We start from the raw sequence: 18,019 nt of genomic DNA on the forward strand, positions 1-18,019 counted from the left end.
TATGCTCGCGCCGCTCCCCCAGGTGGGTCTAGAAAAGCTTGACCCCGGGCGATGCGGAATTCGGCACAATGGAAATTCACGTGATTGCCTTATGCTGCAGTCGCAGCAAGGCCCGGCGCGGGTTGGAGGGTTCCCATCGAGATGAAGATTTCCGCCGACGAACTGGAAGCGCTATTCGACGCCGTACCCGACGTCGTGTTCTTCGTGAAGGACGCGCAGGGTCGCTATACACACGCCAATCTCACGCTGGTGAGGCGGCTGGGTTTGAAGCACCGCAGCGATGTGATCGGTCGCGACGTTACCGAATTGTTCCCGAAGGCGCTGGCTGGTTCGTATGCCACGCAGGATCAGCGTGTACTCGACGGCGAAGTGATCGAAAACCAGCTCGAAGTACACATGTTCGCCAACCGCGTCACGGGCTGGTGCCTCACCTGCAAGCGGCCACTGCGGCAACGTGGCGACGTGCGCGGTATCGTCGGCATTTCACGCGATCTTGGCCGTCCAGACGGGCGGCATCCCACTTATGCACGCCTGCGTCGCGTGCTGGCCCATCTGCAGGAGCATTTCGCCGAAGGCGTGCGCGTGGCGCACCTGGCTGAACTCGCCGACCTTTCCGTGGCGCAATTGGAGCGTCATTTCCGCAAGGTGTTCCAGCTGACGCCGCAGCAGCTGCAGACCAAGCTGCGCATCGAAGAGGCCATGCGTCGGTTGCACGGTGGCGACAGCATCGCGTCGATTGGCCTGGCCTGCGGCTTTGCCGATCAGAGCGCGTTCGCCCGCCAGTTCAAGGCCACGGTAGGCATGACGCCGCGCGACTACCGCGCCGTGGTGGCCTCATCCGGCAACCACCGGGCGCCCGAACCCGAACTGGTGTCCTGACAAAAAAGCCCCGCATGCGCGGGGCTCTTCTGGGTGGTGCCAGGGGAGGGGATCAGCCCTGCACCCACACGCCGACGTTGAGATGCCAGCCGTCGTTGTGCTGCACGTAGTGCGGGTGCACGTAGTGGTAGCCCGGACGCTCGGCTTCCCAGTGGCCGTGCATGGCGATGTACTGGTGGCCGTTCCAGTGCCAGTAACCGCGAGCCCAAACGTAGCCCGGGCGATGCGGCGGCTCTTCTTCGACCAGCACGGTCGGCGGCGGCTGCGGAGCTACCACTTCCACATATTCACGCTGCACCACCGGCTGCTCGACCACGACGGGACGCGGATGGGGGTGGGGCGCGGGTTGCTCCACGACGCAGCCGCTGGCCAGCAGGGTCAGGGCGGTCAGTGCGACGAAACGAATCGACATAGATGGATGGCCTTTGTGAAGGTTGGGTGATTGCTGGAAGCGGACGATGCCGCGTAAGGCTGTGGGTCACCTTTCTTGCGAGCAGTCAGTTTTTTCTTTTATTGCAAGTATTTACGATGACTTTGTGGTCGGCCTTGGATGGCTTTCGTGGCTATGTGGCTGACGGGGCTCGACGAGATCCGGGGTGCCTCCGCGGTAGCCGCAAGGAGCTACGGCATCAGTGACCCCAGCTGTTGTCATGCCAGCGCCAGCCATCGCGGGCGTGCTCCCAGTGGCCGGGGCGATAGACGTAACCCGGCCGGACGCGCACCCAGGAACCGGTCACCCACAGATGCTGGCGACCATCCCAGCGCCAGTAGCCCGGCGACCAGACGTAACCGGCGCGCGGGGGCGGAACCTCTTCAACACGCGGCGGCGGGGGAGCGACACCCACGGCCACCGACACGGATACGCCGGCGGCGGCATCGGGGGCGTAGGTCATGGCGCCGGCGCTGGCGATACCCAGTGCGGCGAGCAAGGCCAGTCTGCGGGTCGTGCTGAGCATGATGTCGTCTCCTTTCATCGATCGGCCGCACCGTGCGGCTTCATGGCGGGGAACGCCGGATTTCCCTGACGTGTTGACGGTGGTTGCCTGGCTTGTTCAGGTTTGTGGAGGCTGACGACATTCAGCTGTTCAGTTTTCATCACGACAAAAGAACGAACGGTCGTGCTATTTTCGGGGCATGAACGCAATCCCCCACGGCAAGCGCGCGGCCACGCGCGAACTCATCCTGGAACACGCCTATGCATTGGCTCGCCGCGAGGGCCTGGAAGGGCTCTCCATCGGTTCGCTGGCGCAGGACGTGGGCATGTCCAAGAGCGGCGTGTTCGCCCATTTCGGTTCGCGCGAAGAGCTGCAGCTCGCTGTGCTGGAAGCGGGGCAGCTGCGTTTCCTGACCCAGGTGAAGTGGCCGGCGCTGAAATTGCCGCGCGGGTTACCGCGCGTGCGCGCCATCGTGGCGAACTGGGTGGAGTGGGGACGCGAGTACCAGAGCGGCTGCGTGTTGCTCACCGCCGCGAGCGAGTACGACGGCCGCGAAGGCCCGTTGCATGACCAGGTCACCCGGCAACAGGCTGGATGGCGACAGGAGATGTGTCGCGCCATCGAACACGCCGTGCAGAACGGAGAGCTGGGCACGGATACCGACCCCGCGCAGCTCGCCTTCGAGATCTACGCCCTCATGCTGGGCCTGCACCACGACGCGGCCCTGTTCGGTTTTGACGACGCACGCCAACACACGCTGGCCGCCTTCGAACGCCTGATCACCAGTTACAGCCCGCAGCCGGAGCGGAGGACTGCGCCATGACCCGCCAAGCCCGCCCTGCCGCCAAAACCCATCGCCGTGGTCCCGGTGTCATCACGCTCGGCGCGGTTCGCGCCGGTTTCGCCGTGGGCAGCCGCATCGCCCCCGCCCGTGCGGTGAAGCGCGCGGTGCGTATCTTCATCACGCCGTTCTCCAGCAGCCGCAAGCGTGCGCAGGCGGCGCGGCCCGATGCCGACATGCAACGCGGCGAGCTGACGGTCAACGGCCAGCGCATCGCCACCTATACCTGGGGTGATCCGACGAAGCAGCCTTACGTGTTGCTCGTGCACGGCTGGTCCAGCTTCGGCCTGCGCTACCAGCCCTGGGTACAGCCCTTGCGTGAGATGGGCTACGCGCTGGTGGCCTTCGACCAGCCAGGCCATGGCCTCAGCGGCGGGCAGCACTGCACGCTGCCGGACTTCATCGAGACCGTGCGCGACGTAGGCCGCCACTTCGGCGATGCCGAACTCACCATCGCCCATTCGCTGGGCGGCGCGGCCGCGGCGCTGGCGCAGGGCGAGGCGTGGCATTCGAAGAAGCTCATCCTTATTGCCCCCGCTGCCGATCCGGTGGCCGCCACGCAGCGCTTTACCCGTTTCGTGCGGCTGGGCGGGCACCTGACCGGCCGCATGCACGCCAGTCTGGAGGCCATGACCGGCATCAACATCCACGACCTGCAGGTGCATCGCCACCTGCCGGCGCTGGGCCAGCCGGCACTGATCGTCCATGACATGGACGACCACGACGTGCCCTGGGCCGAAGGTGAGCGCTACACGCGCCACTGGCATGGCGCGCGGCTTCACACCACTCAAGGGCTCGGGCACCACAAGGTGCTGGACGCCCCGGAGGTGATCGAGGTGTCGCTGGCCTTCCTGCGCGGCGAGGAGGTCGGCGAACGCGTCGTCTCGTCGCCCAATCTGCCGTTTGGGGACAGCTGAGCGACAGCAGGCGACCCATCGGGCCCCAAGTTCTGTAGGAGCGCACTTGTGCGCGACAGCCCGGCAAAGCGGCGCCTCGCGACTCTTCGCTCGCCCTCAGGGGGGGCGCAACAAATGGGCATGCCGGAAGCTCCCACCGGTGGGAGCGAACGCTGTGCGCGACAACCTGACGGAACGATGACGCCGTCATGCCGAGGTCGCGCCCAAGTGCGCTCCTACAGGCGTGCTCGTGCTCTGGCTGGCCAATACCCCGGCGCACGTTTCGGCAATAAAATCAGTCCGCCACCGCGCCGCAACATGTTCCAAACGTAACCATCCACTAAAATCCGGAGTCCGACGCACCGCAGTCCCCGGAGTCCCCATGAGTTCCCCCGCCCAGCACGTTTCCGCCAGCTCCGCCCAGGCGGAAACCCGCCCGTTGCGTTTCGTCACCGCCGCCAGCCTGTTCGATGGCCACGATGCCGCCATCAACATCATGCGTCGCATCATCCAGTCGCAGGGCGCGGAGGTGATCCACCTCGGGCACAACCGTTCGGTGGAGGACGTGGTGCGTGCCGCGCTGCAGGAAGACGCCGATGCCATCGCGCTGTCGTCCTACCAGGGCGGCCATGTCGAGTACTTCAAGTACATGGTCGACATGCTCAAGGAGCACAACGCCGCGCACATCCGCGTGTTCGGTGGTGGCGGCGGCACCATTACGCCGGAGGAAATCCGTGAGCTGCAGGCTTACGGCGTCGAGCGCATCTATCACCCCAATGACGGCATGAAGCTCGGCCTCACCGAGATGATCGAGGACGTGATGCTGCGCACGCGTACTGCCGCCGTGAAGCGCGCGAAGGAAGAGACGTCGTCCGCCATCACGCCGATGGTGGATATCGCCAACGAGATCGCCGTGGGCCACGTGCTCTCCGCCATTGAAGAAGGCGAACTGCCGGAAGCCGAGCTCGACCACCTGCGCAAGCAGTGGAAGATGGCCGGCAAGCAGACGCCGGTGTTGGGCGTCACCGGTACGGGCGGCGCGGGCAAGTCTTCGGTGGTGGATGAATTGCTGCTGCGCTTCCTGCATGCCTTCCCGGAGATGCGCATTGCCGTGCTCGCCGTTGACCCGACCCGTCGCCGCAGTGGCGGCGCGTTGCTGGGCGACCGCATTCGCATGAACTCCCTGCGCAGCCATCGCGTGTACATGCGCTCCATGGCCACACGTCGCCAGCACGCCGCCACCAGCGCGGTGCTGCGTGACTGCATCGATTTCCTCAAGGCGCAGCCGTACGACCTCGTCATCGTCGAAACCGCCGGCATCGGCCAGAGCGATTCGGAAATCGTCGACCTGGTGGATTTTCCCACCTACGTCATGACCAGCGACTACGGCGCGGCCAGCCAGCTCGAAAAGATCGACATGCTGGATTTCGCGGAACTGGTCGTGCTCAACAAGTTCGACAAGCGCGGCGCCGAAGATGCGCTGCGCGACGTGCGCAAGCAGTGGAAGCGCAACCGCACCGCCTTCACGCTCACCGACGAGCAGGTGCCGGTGTATCCCACCATCGCCAGCCAGTTCAACGATCCGGGCGTGACCTGGATGTTCACCAACCTGTGCCGCCTGCTGCGCGACAAGCTTGGCCTGCCGGCCGACAAGTGGTCGCCCAGCCTCGACACCACCCTGAAGGAGCCGCGCGCCACCGTGCTCATTCCGGGTGCACGCGTGCGCTACCTGGCGGAGATCGCCGAGCAGGGCCGTGGCATCAACAAGGAAATCGAGCGCGAAGCCGAATTCGCCAGCAAGGCGCAGCATTACTACGAGTCGCTGAAGGACCTTGGCGATACCCACCTGCCGCGCGAACTGGCCCGTTACGAGTCCGAAGCGCTGCATGAAGAAGGCGCCGACCGCACTTTGCTGACCCTGCGCCAGCGCTACAACGCAGCCATCAAGGAACTCAGCCACGAAGCGATCCACCTGCTGCATGACTGGCCCAAGCGCTACAAGTCGGTGACCGAGGAGGTCAACGAGTACAAGGTGCGCGACAAGGTGATCCGCGTGGACAACTACCGCGAATCGCTCAGCCATCAAAAGATTCCGAAGGTGGCGCCGCCCAAGACCAAGGACTGGGGCGACCTGCTGCGCTTCCTGCAGCGCGAGAACCTGCCCGGTCACTACCCGTATACCGGTGGCGTGTACCCGTACCGCCGCACCGGCGAGGATCCCACCCGCATGTTCGCGGGCGAGGGTACGCCCGAGCGCACCAATCGCCGCTTCCATTACCTGAGCCAGGGCGGGGCGGCCACGCGCCTGTCCACCGCATTCGACTCGGTGACGCTGTACGGCGAAGATCCGGCGCCGCGTCCGGACATCTACGGCAAGATCGGCAACTCCGGCGTGAACATTGCCACGCTGGACGACATGAAGAAGCTGTACTCCGGCTTCGATCTCAGTGCGCCGACCAGCTCTGTGTCGATGACCATCAACGGTCCCGCGCCGATCATCCTCGCGATGTTCATGAACACCGCGATCGACCAGAACATCGAGAAGCACCTGAAGGAAGATCCGGCACGCTGGGCCGCAGCAGAGAAGAAGCTCGCCGTGATGTTCCCGAACGGCCGTCCGCAGTATTCGGGCGATCTCCCCAAGGGCAACGAAGGCCTTGGCCTTGGCCTGCTCGGGGTTACCGGCGACCAGTTGGTGGATGCCGACACCTATGCGCGCATCAAGGAAGAAACCCTGCAGACCGTGCGCGGCACCGTGCAGGCGGACATCCTGAAGGAAGACCAGGCGCAGAACACCTGCATCTTCTCCACCGAGTTCGCGCTGCGCATGATGGGCGACATCCAGCAGTACTTCGTCGACCACAAGGTGCGCAACTTCTACTCGGTGTCCATCTCCGGCTATCACATCGCCGAGGCCGGCGCGAACCCGATCAGCCAGCTTGCCTTCACGCTCAGCAATGGCTTCACCATCGTCGAGTACTACCTCGCCCGAGGCATGAACATCGACGACTTCGCGCCGAACCTGTCGTTCTTCTTCTCCAACGGCATGGATCCGGAATACACCGTGATTGGCCGCGTGGCCCGCCGCATCTGGGCCCGCGCCATGCGCGAGCGCTACGGTGCCAGCGCCCGCAGCCAGATGATGAAGTACCACATCCAGACCTCGGGCCGTTCGCTGCACGCGCAGGAAATCCAGTTCAACGACATCCGCACCACGCTGCAGGCGCTGTACGCGCTGTTCGACAACTGCAACAGCCTGCACACCAACGCTTACGATGAAGCCATCACCACGCCGACCGAGGAAAGCGTGCGCCGCGCGGTGGCCATCCAGATGATCATCAACAAGGAGCTGGGCCTCAACTTCAACGAGAACCCCTGGCAGGGCAGCTACATCGTCGATGCGCTTACCGACATCGTCGAAGAGGCCGTGTACAAGGAGTTCGAGGCGATCAGCGAGCGCGGTGGCGTGCTCGGCGCAATGGACACCATGTACCAGCGCGGCAAGATCCAGGAAGAGTCGATGTACTACGAGCAGAAGAAGCACGACGGCAGCCTCCCGCTGATCGGCGTGAACACCTTCCTGCCCAAGGACCACGGCGGCGAGATAGCCACGGAGATCGAACTCATTCGTTCCACCGAAGGCGAGAAGGGCCAGCAGATCGAGAACGTGCTGGCCTTTGGCAAGGCCCGCAACGGCCTGGCGCCGGAAAGCCTGACGACCCTGCAGAACACCGCACGCGACCGCAGGAATGTGTTCGAGCAGCTGATGGAAGCCGTGAAGTACAACTCGCTGGGCCAGATCAGCCACGCCCTTTACGACGTGGGCGGCGAATATCGCCGCAACATGTAAGAAGGGCAGGACACGATGGCGGGTGATCTGTTTGGCTGGTCGGGTGACGAAGGGTTGGAGCCGGACTGCGAGTACTTCTTCGCGCTGAGGCCCGAGGGACAGCCTTTGCAGGAGATTGGCGAGAGGCGCGCAGATGCCGTTCACGCGGTGCAGTCCAGGCGCCCCTCGCCGGTTGCGGATCACCGGCTGCATCTCACGCTTTGCACGCCGAAATCATTGAAGCGACTGCGGGCACCCTTCGAGGAGTCGCTCAAGCGGGCGGGCGACGACGTGACCGCATCGGCGTTCGGTCTGCGCCTGCACGGGTATGAGAAGTTCACCGGAGGCTTCGACCAGTCCTGCCTGGTGCTGCGCAGCGATGCGGAAACCACCGAGCGTGTGCAGACCTTGAAGGATGCCATCGGCGAGGCACTGTTCCGGCACGGCTTCGGGTGGGACAAGGGCGCCTTGTCGCCGCATGTCACCCTGTACTACGCCAGTGACTTCGAGCCGCCGGCGAGTTCGGGCGAGCCGATTGACTGGCACGTGGATGAGTTCGTGCTGATCCGCAGCCATGTGGGGAAGAGTCGGCATGATGTGATTGGGCGGTGGTCGTTGCGCGCGGCGGCGTGAGGGGTGTCGTGTTTGGCGGCATGCCTCACTGCCTCCTACTTTAGCCGTCACCCCTGCGTGGGCAGGGGTCCAGTGACTTTGCTCTTCGCCTTCGGGCTCTAGCGGTTTCGCAATTTGGCCGCCTACGCGGCGGGCGTTCCGACCTCCTGCCGGAGGCCGGGTCACTTTCTCTTGCGTGCCCAAGAGAAAGTAACCAAAGAGAAAGGCACCCCATCGCGGCGCTGGCCGGTGAAGCCGGCCAGTCCGTGAGGGTCGGCCGGGCTTTTCGACAGGACATCCCTGTCCTGTCGAAAAGGGATCGGCCTCCTTGCCGATCCCCCTGCGGGCCTTCTCGTCCGCCCCTCACCGCCGCTCAAGGGGTCGGGAAGGTCAAAAGCAGACGGCTCGTGCAGCTGCGCTGCACATCGCGTCGCATGGTGCGACGGCGTATGGCGTACCGGTTTAGCTTGTCTGTCGGAGCGCACCCTGTGCGCGACCACCTGACGGAGCGGTATCGACAGAACGCTGCGGTCGCGCACAAGGTGCGCTCCTACAGGGGGTGTCTCGCACCGTGTGAAGTATGCGCGGTGGCCTATCGCGCGCCACCTTATCTTGCCGGTGGGAGCGAACCCTGTTCGCGACTCGTGCCACTGCACATGGAGTCTTTCGCTGTGACGCCGTATCCGGCACGGGCTTGTCTGTAGGAGCGCACCTTGTGCGCGACCACCTGACGGAGCGGAATCGACATGGCGCTGCGATCGCGCACAAGTGCGCTCCTACAGGGGGCTCTCGCGCTGATACCAGGCCCAGGCCGCTCTCCCCTCAGTGCTCACCCCAGTCCTCTCCCGGACGGGAGAGGACGGGCGACAGGTGATGTTTAACGTGAACACCCGAGTGGCAAGGAAGGAGGTGCCGCAAAGCGGCACGACGCCCCGCGTTAAGTCCTCTGCGCTTGGGCGCGTTGCGAAGCGCTTGGAAGTACCCGCTGTGTAGAGGCGGAGGTTGCCACGCAGCAACGTTCCTCAGCCGTTCGGGCTTATCCCATCGGCATGCTGCCAGCCTTTAAGGCCATTTCTTTGGGTTACTTTTCTTTGGGCCAGCAAAGAAAAGTGACTCGGCCTTCGGCAGAAGGTCGAAACGCCTCCGCGGCGTAAGCGGCCGTCTAGCGGTAGTGCGCGAGACCGAAGGCCGAGAGCAAATGCCGAGAGCAAGTGCCGAGAGCAAGTGCCGAGAGCAAGTGCCGAGAGCAAGTGCCGAGAGCAAGTGCCGAGAGCGACGGCACTGGATGACCCGCCCTTCGGCAGTTGAAAAGCGCCTCCAGCCTTCACTGGGATGACGGCTAAAGAATGAAACGGTAAAGCGAGCCCCCGACCTCTACCCCCTCTTCGGAGCTCACCCAAACCCTCTCCCCGTCGGGCCGAGGGAGAAAGGTGGATACACTCCCAACAGGCGAGCCAGTTCGCAATAACCAAGGCGCCCGGCCACGCCTGCCGCGTGCAGCCACACCACCCATGCTAGCCTCACCGCTTCATCCAGCGACCCGACACCATGCTCACCGTCCACCACCTCAACCACTCCCGCTCCCAGCGCGTGCTCTGGCTGCTGGAGGAGCTGGAAGTTCCGTACGAGATCCGCAAGTACCAGCGTGATCCGCGCACGTTGCTGGCGCCGCCGGCATTGCGGGAGATCCACCCGTTGGGCAAGTCGCCGGTGATCGAGGACGACGGTGTGGTGGTGGCGGAGTCGGGGGCCATCGTGGAGTACCTGGTGGATCACTACGACACCGGGCGCCTGGCGCCGCTGCCGGGCATGCCCGAGCGGTTGCGGTTCACCTATTGGCTGCATTACGCGGAAGGCTCGGCCATGCCGCCGTTGCTGCTGAAGTTGGTGGCATCGCGCATCGCCACGGCACCCATGCCGTTCTTCGCCAGGCCGATCGCGCGCAAGATCGCCAACACGCTGCAGTCGACCTTTGTCGATCCGCAATTGGCACTGCACATGGGCTATGTGGACAAGGAGCTTGCCGCCACGGGCTGGTTTGTCGGCAGCGAATTCAGTGCGGCCGATATCCAGATGAGTTTCCCGCTGGAAGCTGCCATGGCGCGCAGTGGCCTGGCCGGCAAGCTGCCGAACATCGCCGCGTTCGTGAAACGCATCCAGCAGCGGCCCGCCTACCAGCGTGCGCTGGAGCGCGGTGGCCCCTACGGTGCACTGGGCTGATCCAGCACCAGTCACGCATTCGCGCAAGACGCGAGACGGACGTCGGGGAAATCAGGAAGGTTTGCAACCGGTGCCGCAGGTACAAGGCTGCTGCCCGCACACCCGACCTGCGGCGACCCGGCTGCAAGCCTTCCTGATCTCCTGGATGGGTGCGTCATGCGGGGACATGACGCGACGCTGGAATGGCAGAGATATCGATCCGTCGGACGGCGATAAGTTCCTGTCAGCGGATACGTCGTTCGCCGCGCGAACGCGTAGGGGCGAACAGGCGTCGCTGGCTCAGGCACATCACCAGGTACAGCGACGAAAGCGCCAGGCCACGCCATATCGCAACGTCCCCGTCGGGGCGGAGCAACAGTTCGACCACCGATAGCGCGAACAGCAGCGTGGCGATGATGATGGCGGCGGATCGCCAGCCCATGCCGCGAGAACGATGCGTGATGGTCTTCATGTCGATATTGTCTGCGGGCGCATCGTAAAGAATCGATGCCGTTGCGCGGCGCGCCCCGTATAGATCACGTAAACAAGTCGCCGCTATGGAGTGACTGCTTGTAAGTGCCCGGAATCGACACGCCGTTTCAAGCGTCAATAGGCGCGCCTGCCAGGCAGTGTGGCCGTCCATCTGCCGATGCGACAGGCGGTGCCTTGTCAGGAAATATTTACGTTCGCGCAAGCCTGCCTTAAGCGCTTGCGGCTTTTTGTTGAACGCGGCGTGAAACGACAAGCTGGCGCAAGCAAGGGAAAGCCTGGTGCAGCTTTGGTGGAGTAACACAGGTGGCTGCATTCGCCCCTTGTTCCTGTCACTCCAGGGAGCCTCGTGAAGATCCCCATCCTGATGTACCACAACATTGCCGAGGTGCCCGAAGGCATCAACGTGTATCGCAGCCTGTATGTATCGCCGGCAAGCTTTGCACGACAGATGGCCTTGCTGCGCATGCTCGGATATCGCGGCATGTCCATGTCCGACGCCATGCCTTACCTGCGTGGCGAGAAGCAGGGGAAGGTCGCCGTGATCACGCTGGATGACGGCTACGTCGACAACCTCGAGTCGGCGATGGACGCCCTGCGACGCTACAGCTTCACCGCGACCTGCTATGCGGTGAGCGGCTACCTCGGGCAATACAACGCCTGGGATGATGCCAAGCTCGGCATCCGCAAGCCGCTGATGTCGGCGGGCGAGCTGCACGCCTGGCACGGTGGCGGCATGGAGGTGGGCGCGCATTCGCGCACGCACGTGCGCCTCAGCCAGTGCAATGACACGCAACTTCGCGACGAGATCCAGGGCTGCAAGTGGGAGCTGGAAGATCGCCTGGGCATCCGTATCACGCAGTTCTGTTATCCCTACGGCGATTACGACGAGCGTGCCGTGGATGCGGCGCGCGAAGCGGGCTACGCCGCAGCCACCACCACTGACCGTGGTCGTGCGCAGACAGGCCCGTCGATCGACCTGTGGCGCCTGCCGCGCATCCAGGTGGCGCGGCATCACCTGTTGCCGCAGCTCGCGGCCAAGGTGCTCACCGGCTACGAGGACAAGCGCGCATGAAGCTGCTCTTCGTTGGCACCAATCCCGAGAACACCGGCGCGGCCACCCATTTCGTGGCGCTCGCACGCGCCATGTCGCAGGCCGGGCATCAGGTCGAGAGCATCGTCTCGCAGAAGGGCCTGATCGGCGAAGGCATGACAGCTGCGCACGTGCCGATTTTTCCCGGCAAGTTCCGCAACGCCTTTGACCCGCGTGGCTATGCCGCAACGCTTGCCCGCATTGCGCATTTCGCGCCGGACTGGCTGATCGGCAACTTCGGCAAGGAATATTGGCCGCTGATCGCTTGTGGTCGCCTCACGGGAACGCGCGTGGCGCTGTTCCGGCATCGCAATCCGCGCATGAGCAAATTGTCCGAATACGGTGTGCCGCGCCTGGCGCAGCGGTTCATCGCCGTTTCGGATTTCGCACGCGATGCGTACCTCCGCTGGGGCGTGCCGCCGGAGCTCGTGCATATCTCCTACAACCCAGTGGATACGCAGGTGTTCCGGCCGGACATGACGTTGCGCGCGCAGGTGCGCCGAGAGTTCGGCATACCCGAGGACGCTATCGTCATGGGTTATGCGGGGCGCATGCATGGCGGCAAGGGTGTCGCGCAGTTGATGCAGGCGGCCAACGCCGCCATGGCCATCGAGCCACGCCTGCACGTGCTCTGGGTCGGCAACGGTCCTGAAGAACAGGTGGTGCATGCCATGGCGGAGCAGGGCGGGCACTTCAGGCGCCACCATTTCACCGGCTGGGTGAACGATACAGCCCGTTACTACGGTGCGTTCTCTTTCTTGGCGTTCCCGTCGGTGGAACTGGAGACCTTCGGGCGCGTGGCCATCGAGGCGCAGGCCTGCGGGGTGCCTGTGCTGGGCAGCTGCATTGGCGGCGTGCCTGAAACCATGGAAGATGGTGTCACCGGGCATCTGCTGGAGCCCGGCAATGTCGAGGAGTGGTGCAATGCCATCCTTGCCATGTCCGATCCCTCGGTATGCCGGCGCATGGGCGTGGCGGCGCGGGTGTTCGTGATGGAGCACTTCAGCAACGCGGCCGTGGCCCGTGATTTCGCGTGGCTGCTGCAGCATGGCGCGGAGCCCGCGCAACACCTCCATCACGCCATTCCCTGAGCGGCGCAAAAACTTTCACGCTATGTGCTTATGGCGAACCCTCATATCGAGGGTTTGTCGCCGTGGATACCTGTTATGACATATTCGCTACAATCGATCGGTAATCATGCCGCCGGTCGGATTGCGCAGGGGCGCCGCCGGCACATCTGACGATTCCAATAATCCTTGGTTGGGGAGAGAGACGTATGCGACGCAAGTTGGCCATAGCCATGGCCATGGCCATGGCGCTCTGTGGGATGAGTGCTCATGCCGACAGCGGAAGCTTCAATGACCTGTTCACCAACGGCCATGTCGATGGTGAGCTGCGCCTGTACGACTTCGACCGTCTTTACGACACCCCGGCCACGCCGGATGCGCGGGCGCTGTCGCTGGCGGCGCTGATCAACGGCCACACCGGCACGGTGCTGGGTGGTCTGAGTTTTGGCGGATCGTTTGCCACGGCCAACATGCTCGGCACCAAGCCAGACACCATCGCCAAGACCGATACCTCGCTGATGGGCCCCAACAGCTCGCTGGGTGCGTGGAGCCAGGCCTATGTGCAGTACCAGCGCGAGTGGGTGCTCTTCCGCGGCGGCTACCAGTACCTCAACACGCCATGGATGGGCGGCAACGATTCGCGTGTGATTCCTTCCTCGTACAACGCGGCGCTGCTCGACTTCACGCCGTTGAAGGACTGGAACATCTACGCCATCCGCACTTTCAGCTGGAAGAGCCGCACCTCGCTGGGCATGTACGACGACAACCTGTATTACCCGTCGACGTACCAGGGCGACTCCATGTACGGCAACAACGGTTCGTTGCCCAAGACCGCCCCTGAAGCCAATGGCACCTGGGCAGCCGGCACCACCTATGCCACCGGCGGATTGAAGGCCGAAGCGTGGTACTACAACTTCCTGCGCTTCGCGCGCATGGGTTACGTCAACGGCAGCTACCAGTTCACGACCGGCACGCCGTTCGACCCGTATGTGGCCGTGCAGTGGCTCAACGAAAACAGTGGCAGCGACAACATCCTGGCGGATACGCATACCAAGCTGGTAGGCGTGGCAGGGGATCACGTGAAGGCGGACGCCTGGGGTGCGCGTATCGGCACCAACATCTTCGACGGCAGCATCGACTTCGCCTACAACAAGCTCGAAGGCGAATCCGGTGCGGTGGGCAACGGCGCGTTGATTTCGCCGTACACCGTGAACTACGGCACCGACCCGCTGTTCACCACCTCGATGATCCGCGGCCTGGTGGAAGCGGGGCCGGGTCACGCGTGGAAGGCCCGCGCCCAGTACAACTTCTTCAACAAGAAGCTGCAGCTGGTGGCGGCTTACGCCAAGTACACCACGCTGGAGCGTGGCGACAGCCACAACGTGTACTTCGACATCATCTACAACATGGATAGCGTGCTTAAAGGATTGCAGTTGCGGGATCGCTGGGAACGTTCGGTGGGTGGCAGCGATAACCTCAATCCGGGGAATGAGCCGTTTACGTACAACCGGTTGATGATTTCGTACAAGTTCTGACGTTTTCCCGGGGACGGGGTGAGGGCAGGGCGCGTGGTTGCTGTTGTTGTTTTGCTCGTCCCCCCTGCGAAGGCAGGGGTCCAGTGACTTTGCTCTCGGCTTTTGGGGCTGCGCCTTCTGGGCTCGTCGTCCTGGCGCAGGTCGGGATCCAGAGCCTCTGTGTGTGGTCGTCGACTCATGCGTTCCGGCGATCTGGCTCGCCTGCCGCGGGCTTCCGACCTCCTGCCGGAGGCCGGGTCACTTTCTCTTGCTTGCCCAAGAGAAAGTAACCAAAGAGAAGGGCCCCCCGGATGACGCGCCCTTCGGACTTCGTCCTGCGGGTACGCGGGCGGGCTGCGGGGTTTTTCGACAGGACGTCCCTGTCCTGTCGAAAAACTGGCCGGCATCCGTGCCGGCCACCCTGCGGGCTTTCCTTCGCCCGCCCGCCGCCTCATACGGGGATGTAAGAGCGTGAGCAAAAGCCCAAGCAAAAGCCCCATCAAAAGCACGAGCAAAGGCACGAGCAAAGGCACGAGCAAAGGCACGAGCAAAGGCACGAGCAAAGGCACGAGCAAAGGCACGAGCAAAGGCACGAGCAAAGGCACGAGCAAAGGCACGAGCAAAGGCACGAGCAAAGGCCTTCGTTGCGGTCTTCACAAAGACACGACAAAAATCCGCTTGACTGTCAATTAACCAAGTGGTTAATTGATGGCATGGCCAACACCGACGACCCGCTGTCCATCACCTTTGCCGCGCTCGCCGATCCCACGCGACGCGCCATCCTGACCCGGTTGGCCAGGGGCGAGGCGACGGTGGGGGAGTTGGGCGAACCTTTCGACATGTCCGCGCCGGCCATCTCCAAGCACCTGCGGGTGCTGGAAAGCGCGGGGCTGATCGCCCGGGAAGTGGACGCACGGTGGCGCATCTGCCGCCTGCGTGCCGAGCCCATGCACGATGCGCACGATTGGCTTGAAGCGTATCGCCGCCATTGGGAAGGCAACCTGGATCGACTGGTCGAGTTTGTCGAACGAACCCATCGCGCCGATGAGGAAAAACGCGACGCCGGCGCACCACGCGCACCGAGGAAAAAGCCATGAACACCCAAGCTGCCACCTTCGAACTGGAAATGACCCGTTTCATCCGCGCGCCGCGCGAGAAAGTGTTTGAAGCCTTTACCGATGAGGCCGCCATGGCGGTATGGCATTGTCCGCGCGGCCTTTACGTGCAGGAAGTCAGCGCTGATGCGCGCGTGGGTGGCCGCTATCGCATTGCGCTGGCGGGCAAGGGCGGCCCGGCGCACGGCGTAAGCGGTACGTATCAGGCCATCGAACGGCCTTCGTTCCTGGCTTACACATGGAGTTGGGACACCACCGACGGCACGCCGCCGCGCACCACGCTCATCGAGGTCACCCTGACCGATAAGGATGGCGGCACCCAGCTGCACATGCGTCACACCGGGTTCCCCGATGCCGCCAAGCGCGACGATCACTATCAGGGCTGGACCTCCGTGTTCAATCATCTGGTGGATTACCTCGACCCCGATGGCACCGCCGCCAACATCGTGGTGGTGGGCAGCGAAATCAGCCCGTACGTACGCGCCGTGCGCATCGCGCTGGCGGAGAAGGGCGTGGCCTATACGCTCAACCCTGAGCGCCCGCATTCGCCCGAGGTGGATGCCGTGCATCCCTTCGGCCGCATTCCGGCGATGTACGACGGCCCGCTGGAGTTCTACGAGGCGCGCGCCATCCTGCGGTACATCGACGAAGCGTTTGATGGCCCTGCGTTGTTTCCTGTGGCCGGCGTGACCTCGCGTGCGCGTGCGGAGCAGTGGTACAGCGTGATGGACGACTACGGCTACGACGCCATCATCAAGCGCTGCGCACTGCCGTACCTGTTCCCCGCAACGGCGGACAAGCAACCGGATCGCACCATCATCGACAAGGCGTTGCCGGATATCGTGCGCGTGCTGGATACGCTGGAAGCCGCGTATGGCGGACGCGACTACCTGGTGGGCAACGCACCGTGCATGGCGGATTTCCTGACGGCGCCGCTGCTGTACACGCTGTCGAAATTGCCGGAAGGCCCCGCGATGTTGGCCAACTACCCCAACGTGCAGCACGCACAGGCGGTGATGCAGGCGCGGCCCAGCTTCATCGCGGCCGAGCCGGATCTCGCGGGCAAGGCCGAGGCATCCAACGTCACGCCGCTGCGCAAGGCTAGCGCGGCATAACCGGCAACGAAGCGGAGCAGCGCCCACCATGGCGTTGCTCCGCGTGATTCGATCCTCAGGTCGCTTCGCGACTCGGTCGCCGCACGACCACGATGCCCAGCCACAGCAGCCACACCGACTGCGCCGCGAACAGCATCTGCATGCCGTGCAGGTGCAGCGTGAGCAGGCCGGAGAACAATGCCACCAGCGTGCCAGCCCCAAGCACCACGCCGGCAATGCCCGCGGCACGGGCCAGGGGTTCCAGCGAGAGCAGATCCAGCGCCAACATCACGATGCCGATCGACGTTGCTGCCTCACCCGCCAGGATCAGTGTCTGGTTCAGCGTGGCCGCAAAGCGCACCAGCTGCTCCATGGTCACCAGGTGCATGGCGTCATCGTGCGGATACATGGCCGGTGCCGTCACCACGAAGCCATCCACCAGCGCCGCGCCGATCACGCCGATGGCGCCCAGCACTAGCATCAGCGCCGCTGCCCGGGGCAGGCCGCGCCGCAGGTCGCGAGCCTGCAGCCAGCTGAGCTGCGCATAGAGCAGCGCGCACTGCATCAGGATCAGCGCGCCATGCACCAGCCGGGAGTGCAGGGTCACGGCCACCAGCTGTTGCTGCAGCGCCTGCACATCGTGCGCCTGCGTGGTGGGATGGTGCGCCAGCACCAGCATGCCCAGCAGGGGCAGGCCGATCAGCAGCATGCCGGCGGGGCGAAGCCCCTGGATGCGGACAGCGTCATGAATGGCAGTCATGGAAGACTCGTATGATGGGTGTCGCAACACGGTACGCAGGGCCGTTTCCCGGTTGCCGGACAAAGCGGGCGGGTCTGTCCGGTTAGCCGGCCAGCGAACGCCGCACCGGGCATCAGCAAACACGCGACACGCCGGGAGGGGCGGGTGGATCAACGCATCGAGCGCAGCAAGTCGGCCTTGCGGATGGCGGTATTCCAGCTGCTGCAGCAACAGCCGTACGAGGCGATCACCGTCGACGACATCGCGCGTCGCGCCGGTGTGGCGCGCTCCACCTTCTACGTGCATTTCGAAGACAAGGAAGAACTGCTGCGCGCCAGCCTGGCCGCGCCTTTCGACCTGCTCTCGCAAGTGGTGGCCGATCCGGTGCCGCAAAAAGTCATCGTGGCGGCGCTGGCGCACATGCTGCACGTTCGTGAGGCCGGCGTGGCGATGCTTCAGGGTGGTGCGCGGCCGGTCATTGCACGTACCCTTGCCACGCATCTCGAAACCCGGCTTGGCGCGCGTGGCCTGCATCGCCCCGGCCGGCTGCTGCTGCCGTTTGCCATGTTCAGCCACATGTTGGCGGACGCCATCCTCGCCGGCATCAGCGAATGGCTGCAGGCGGAGCGGCCCATGTCGCCAGAGGAACTGGCGCGCGTGTTGGCGCGCCAGGCGACTGCGCTTATCGACGCATCGCGCGCGGGCTAAGAGTCGCTA

16 protein-coding genes are annotated in these 18,019 nt (G+C 64.2%); 12 read left to right on the top strand and 4 right to left on the bottom strand.

Annotation, left to right across the window (positions count from 1 at the left end; genetic code table 11):
- The first annotated feature begins 141 nt into the window (after positions 1 to 141).
- Positions 142 to 879 (top strand): AraC family transcriptional regulator, encoded by a 738-nt coding sequence (locus tag H8F01_RS16400; protein WP_187056130.1) that lies wholly within the window; start codon positions 142 to 144, stop codon positions 877 to 879.
- Between the two features lie 52 nt (positions 880 to 931).
- Here the strand turns inward: H8F01_RS16400 and H8F01_RS16405 are convergent, their stop codons facing one another.
- Both H8F01_RS16405 and H8F01_RS16410 read right to left on the bottom strand, forming a co-directional pair.
- Positions 932 to 1,291: a YXWGXW repeat-containing protein gene (locus tag H8F01_RS16405; RefSeq protein ID WP_187056131.1), complete on the bottom strand. Its 360-nt coding sequence runs from the start codon at positions 1,289 to 1,291 to the stop codon at positions 932 to 934.
- A gap of 217 nt (positions 1,292 to 1,508) precedes the next feature.
- A complete protein-coding gene (locus H8F01_RS16410; RefSeq protein ID WP_187056132.1) occupies positions 1,509 to 1,835 on the bottom strand; it encodes a YXWGXW repeat-containing protein in 327 nt (108 codons plus the stop codon).
- Between the two features lie 178 nt (positions 1,836 to 2,013).
- Between H8F01_RS16410 and H8F01_RS16415 the strand changes: the two genes are divergently transcribed.
- The 5 genes from H8F01_RS16415 (at position 2,014) to H8F01_RS16435 (ending at position 10,212) form a co-directional block, all read left to right on the top strand.
- Entirely contained in the window at positions 2,014 to 2,637 is a 624-nt protein-coding gene (locus H8F01_RS16415) for a TetR/AcrR family transcriptional regulator (RefSeq protein ID WP_187056133.1), read from the top strand.
- Positions 2,634 to 3,572 carry an alpha/beta fold hydrolase gene (locus H8F01_RS16420; RefSeq protein WP_187056134.1) on the top strand — a complete coding sequence of 313 codons (939 nt, stop codon included), beginning with the start codon at positions 2,634 to 2,636 and terminating at the stop codon, positions 3,570 to 3,572. The genes H8F01_RS16415 and H8F01_RS16420 overlap by 4 nt, the downstream gene beginning before the upstream one ends.
- A gap of 361 nt (positions 3,573 to 3,933) precedes the next feature.
- Positions 3,934 to 7,401, top strand: coding sequence for a methylmalonyl-CoA mutase family protein (locus tag H8F01_RS16425; RefSeq protein ID WP_187056135.1), 3,468 nt, complete (start codon positions 3,934 to 3,936; stop codon positions 7,399 to 7,401).
- A gap of 15 nt (positions 7,402 to 7,416) precedes the next feature.
- Entirely contained in the window at positions 7,417 to 8,013 is a 597-nt protein-coding gene (locus H8F01_RS16430) for a 2'-5' RNA ligase family protein (protein WP_187056136.1), read from the top strand.
- Between the two features lie 1,527 nt (positions 8,014 to 9,540).
- Entirely contained in the window at positions 9,541 to 10,212 is a 672-nt protein-coding gene (locus H8F01_RS16435; RefSeq protein ID WP_187056137.1) for a glutathione S-transferase, read from the top strand.
- 223 nt (positions 10,213 to 10,435) lie between these two features.
- Here the strand turns inward: H8F01_RS16435 and H8F01_RS16440 are convergent, their stop codons facing one another.
- The gene (locus H8F01_RS16440; RefSeq protein ID WP_187056138.1) at positions 10,436 to 10,663 is read right to left on the bottom strand and encodes a hypothetical protein; all 228 of its coding nucleotides are present in this window, start codon (positions 10,661 to 10,663) and stop codon (positions 10,436 to 10,438) included.
- A 384-nt stretch (positions 10,664 to 11,047) separates the two neighbouring features.
- Here H8F01_RS16440 and H8F01_RS16445 point away from each other — a divergent pair, with 384 nt between their 5' ends.
- From H8F01_RS16445 to H8F01_RS16465, 5 genes are all read left to right on the top strand, one after another.
- Positions 11,048 to 11,755, top strand: a complete 708-nt coding sequence (locus tag H8F01_RS16445) for a polysaccharide deacetylase family protein (RefSeq protein ID WP_187059336.1) — start codon at positions 11,048 to 11,050, stop codon at positions 11,753 to 11,755.
- A complete protein-coding gene (locus H8F01_RS16450) occupies positions 11,752 to 12,864 on the top strand; it encodes a glycosyltransferase family 4 protein (RefSeq protein ID WP_187056139.1) in 1,113 nt (370 codons plus the stop codon). The genes H8F01_RS16445 and H8F01_RS16450 overlap by 4 nt, the downstream gene beginning before the upstream one ends.
- A 185-nt stretch (positions 12,865 to 13,049) precedes the next feature.
- Complete coding sequence (locus H8F01_RS16455; protein ID WP_187056140.1) at positions 13,050 to 14,375, top strand: hypothetical protein; 1,326 nt, start codon at positions 13,050 to 13,052, stop codon at positions 14,373 to 14,375.
- Positions 14,376 to 14,998: 623 nt separating this feature from the next.
- On the top strand, positions 14,999 to 15,451 hold the full coding sequence (locus tag H8F01_RS16460; protein WP_238481019.1) for an ArsR/SmtB family transcription factor: 453 nt from the start codon (positions 14,999 to 15,001) through the stop codon (positions 15,449 to 15,451).
- On the top strand, positions 15,448 to 16,584 hold the full coding sequence (locus H8F01_RS16465) for an SRPBCC domain-containing protein (protein WP_187056141.1): 1,137 nt from the start codon (positions 15,448 to 15,450) through the stop codon (positions 16,582 to 16,584). The genes H8F01_RS16460 and H8F01_RS16465 overlap by 4 nt, the downstream gene beginning before the upstream one ends.
- 55 nt (positions 16,585 to 16,639) lie before the next feature.
- Here the strand turns inward: H8F01_RS16465 and H8F01_RS16470 are convergent, their stop codons facing one another.
- Entirely contained in the window at positions 16,640 to 17,323 is a 684-nt protein-coding gene (locus tag H8F01_RS16470; RefSeq protein WP_187056142.1) for a hypothetical protein, read from the bottom strand.
- Between the two features lie 144 nt (positions 17,324 to 17,467).
- On the opposite strand from H8F01_RS16470, the gene H8F01_RS16475 reads away from it, so the two are divergent.
- Positions 17,468 to 18,010 carry a TetR/AcrR family transcriptional regulator gene (locus tag H8F01_RS16475; RefSeq protein ID WP_187056143.1) on the top strand — a complete coding sequence of 181 codons (543 nt, stop codon included), beginning with the start codon at positions 17,468 to 17,470 and terminating at the stop codon, positions 18,008 to 18,010.
- The last annotated feature ends 9 nt before the right edge of the window (positions 18,011 to 18,019 follow it).

Source organism: Dyella telluris, from assembly GCF_014297575.1.
Lineage (GTDB): Bacteria > Pseudomonadota > Gammaproteobacteria > Xanthomonadales > Rhodanobacteraceae > Dyella > Dyella telluris.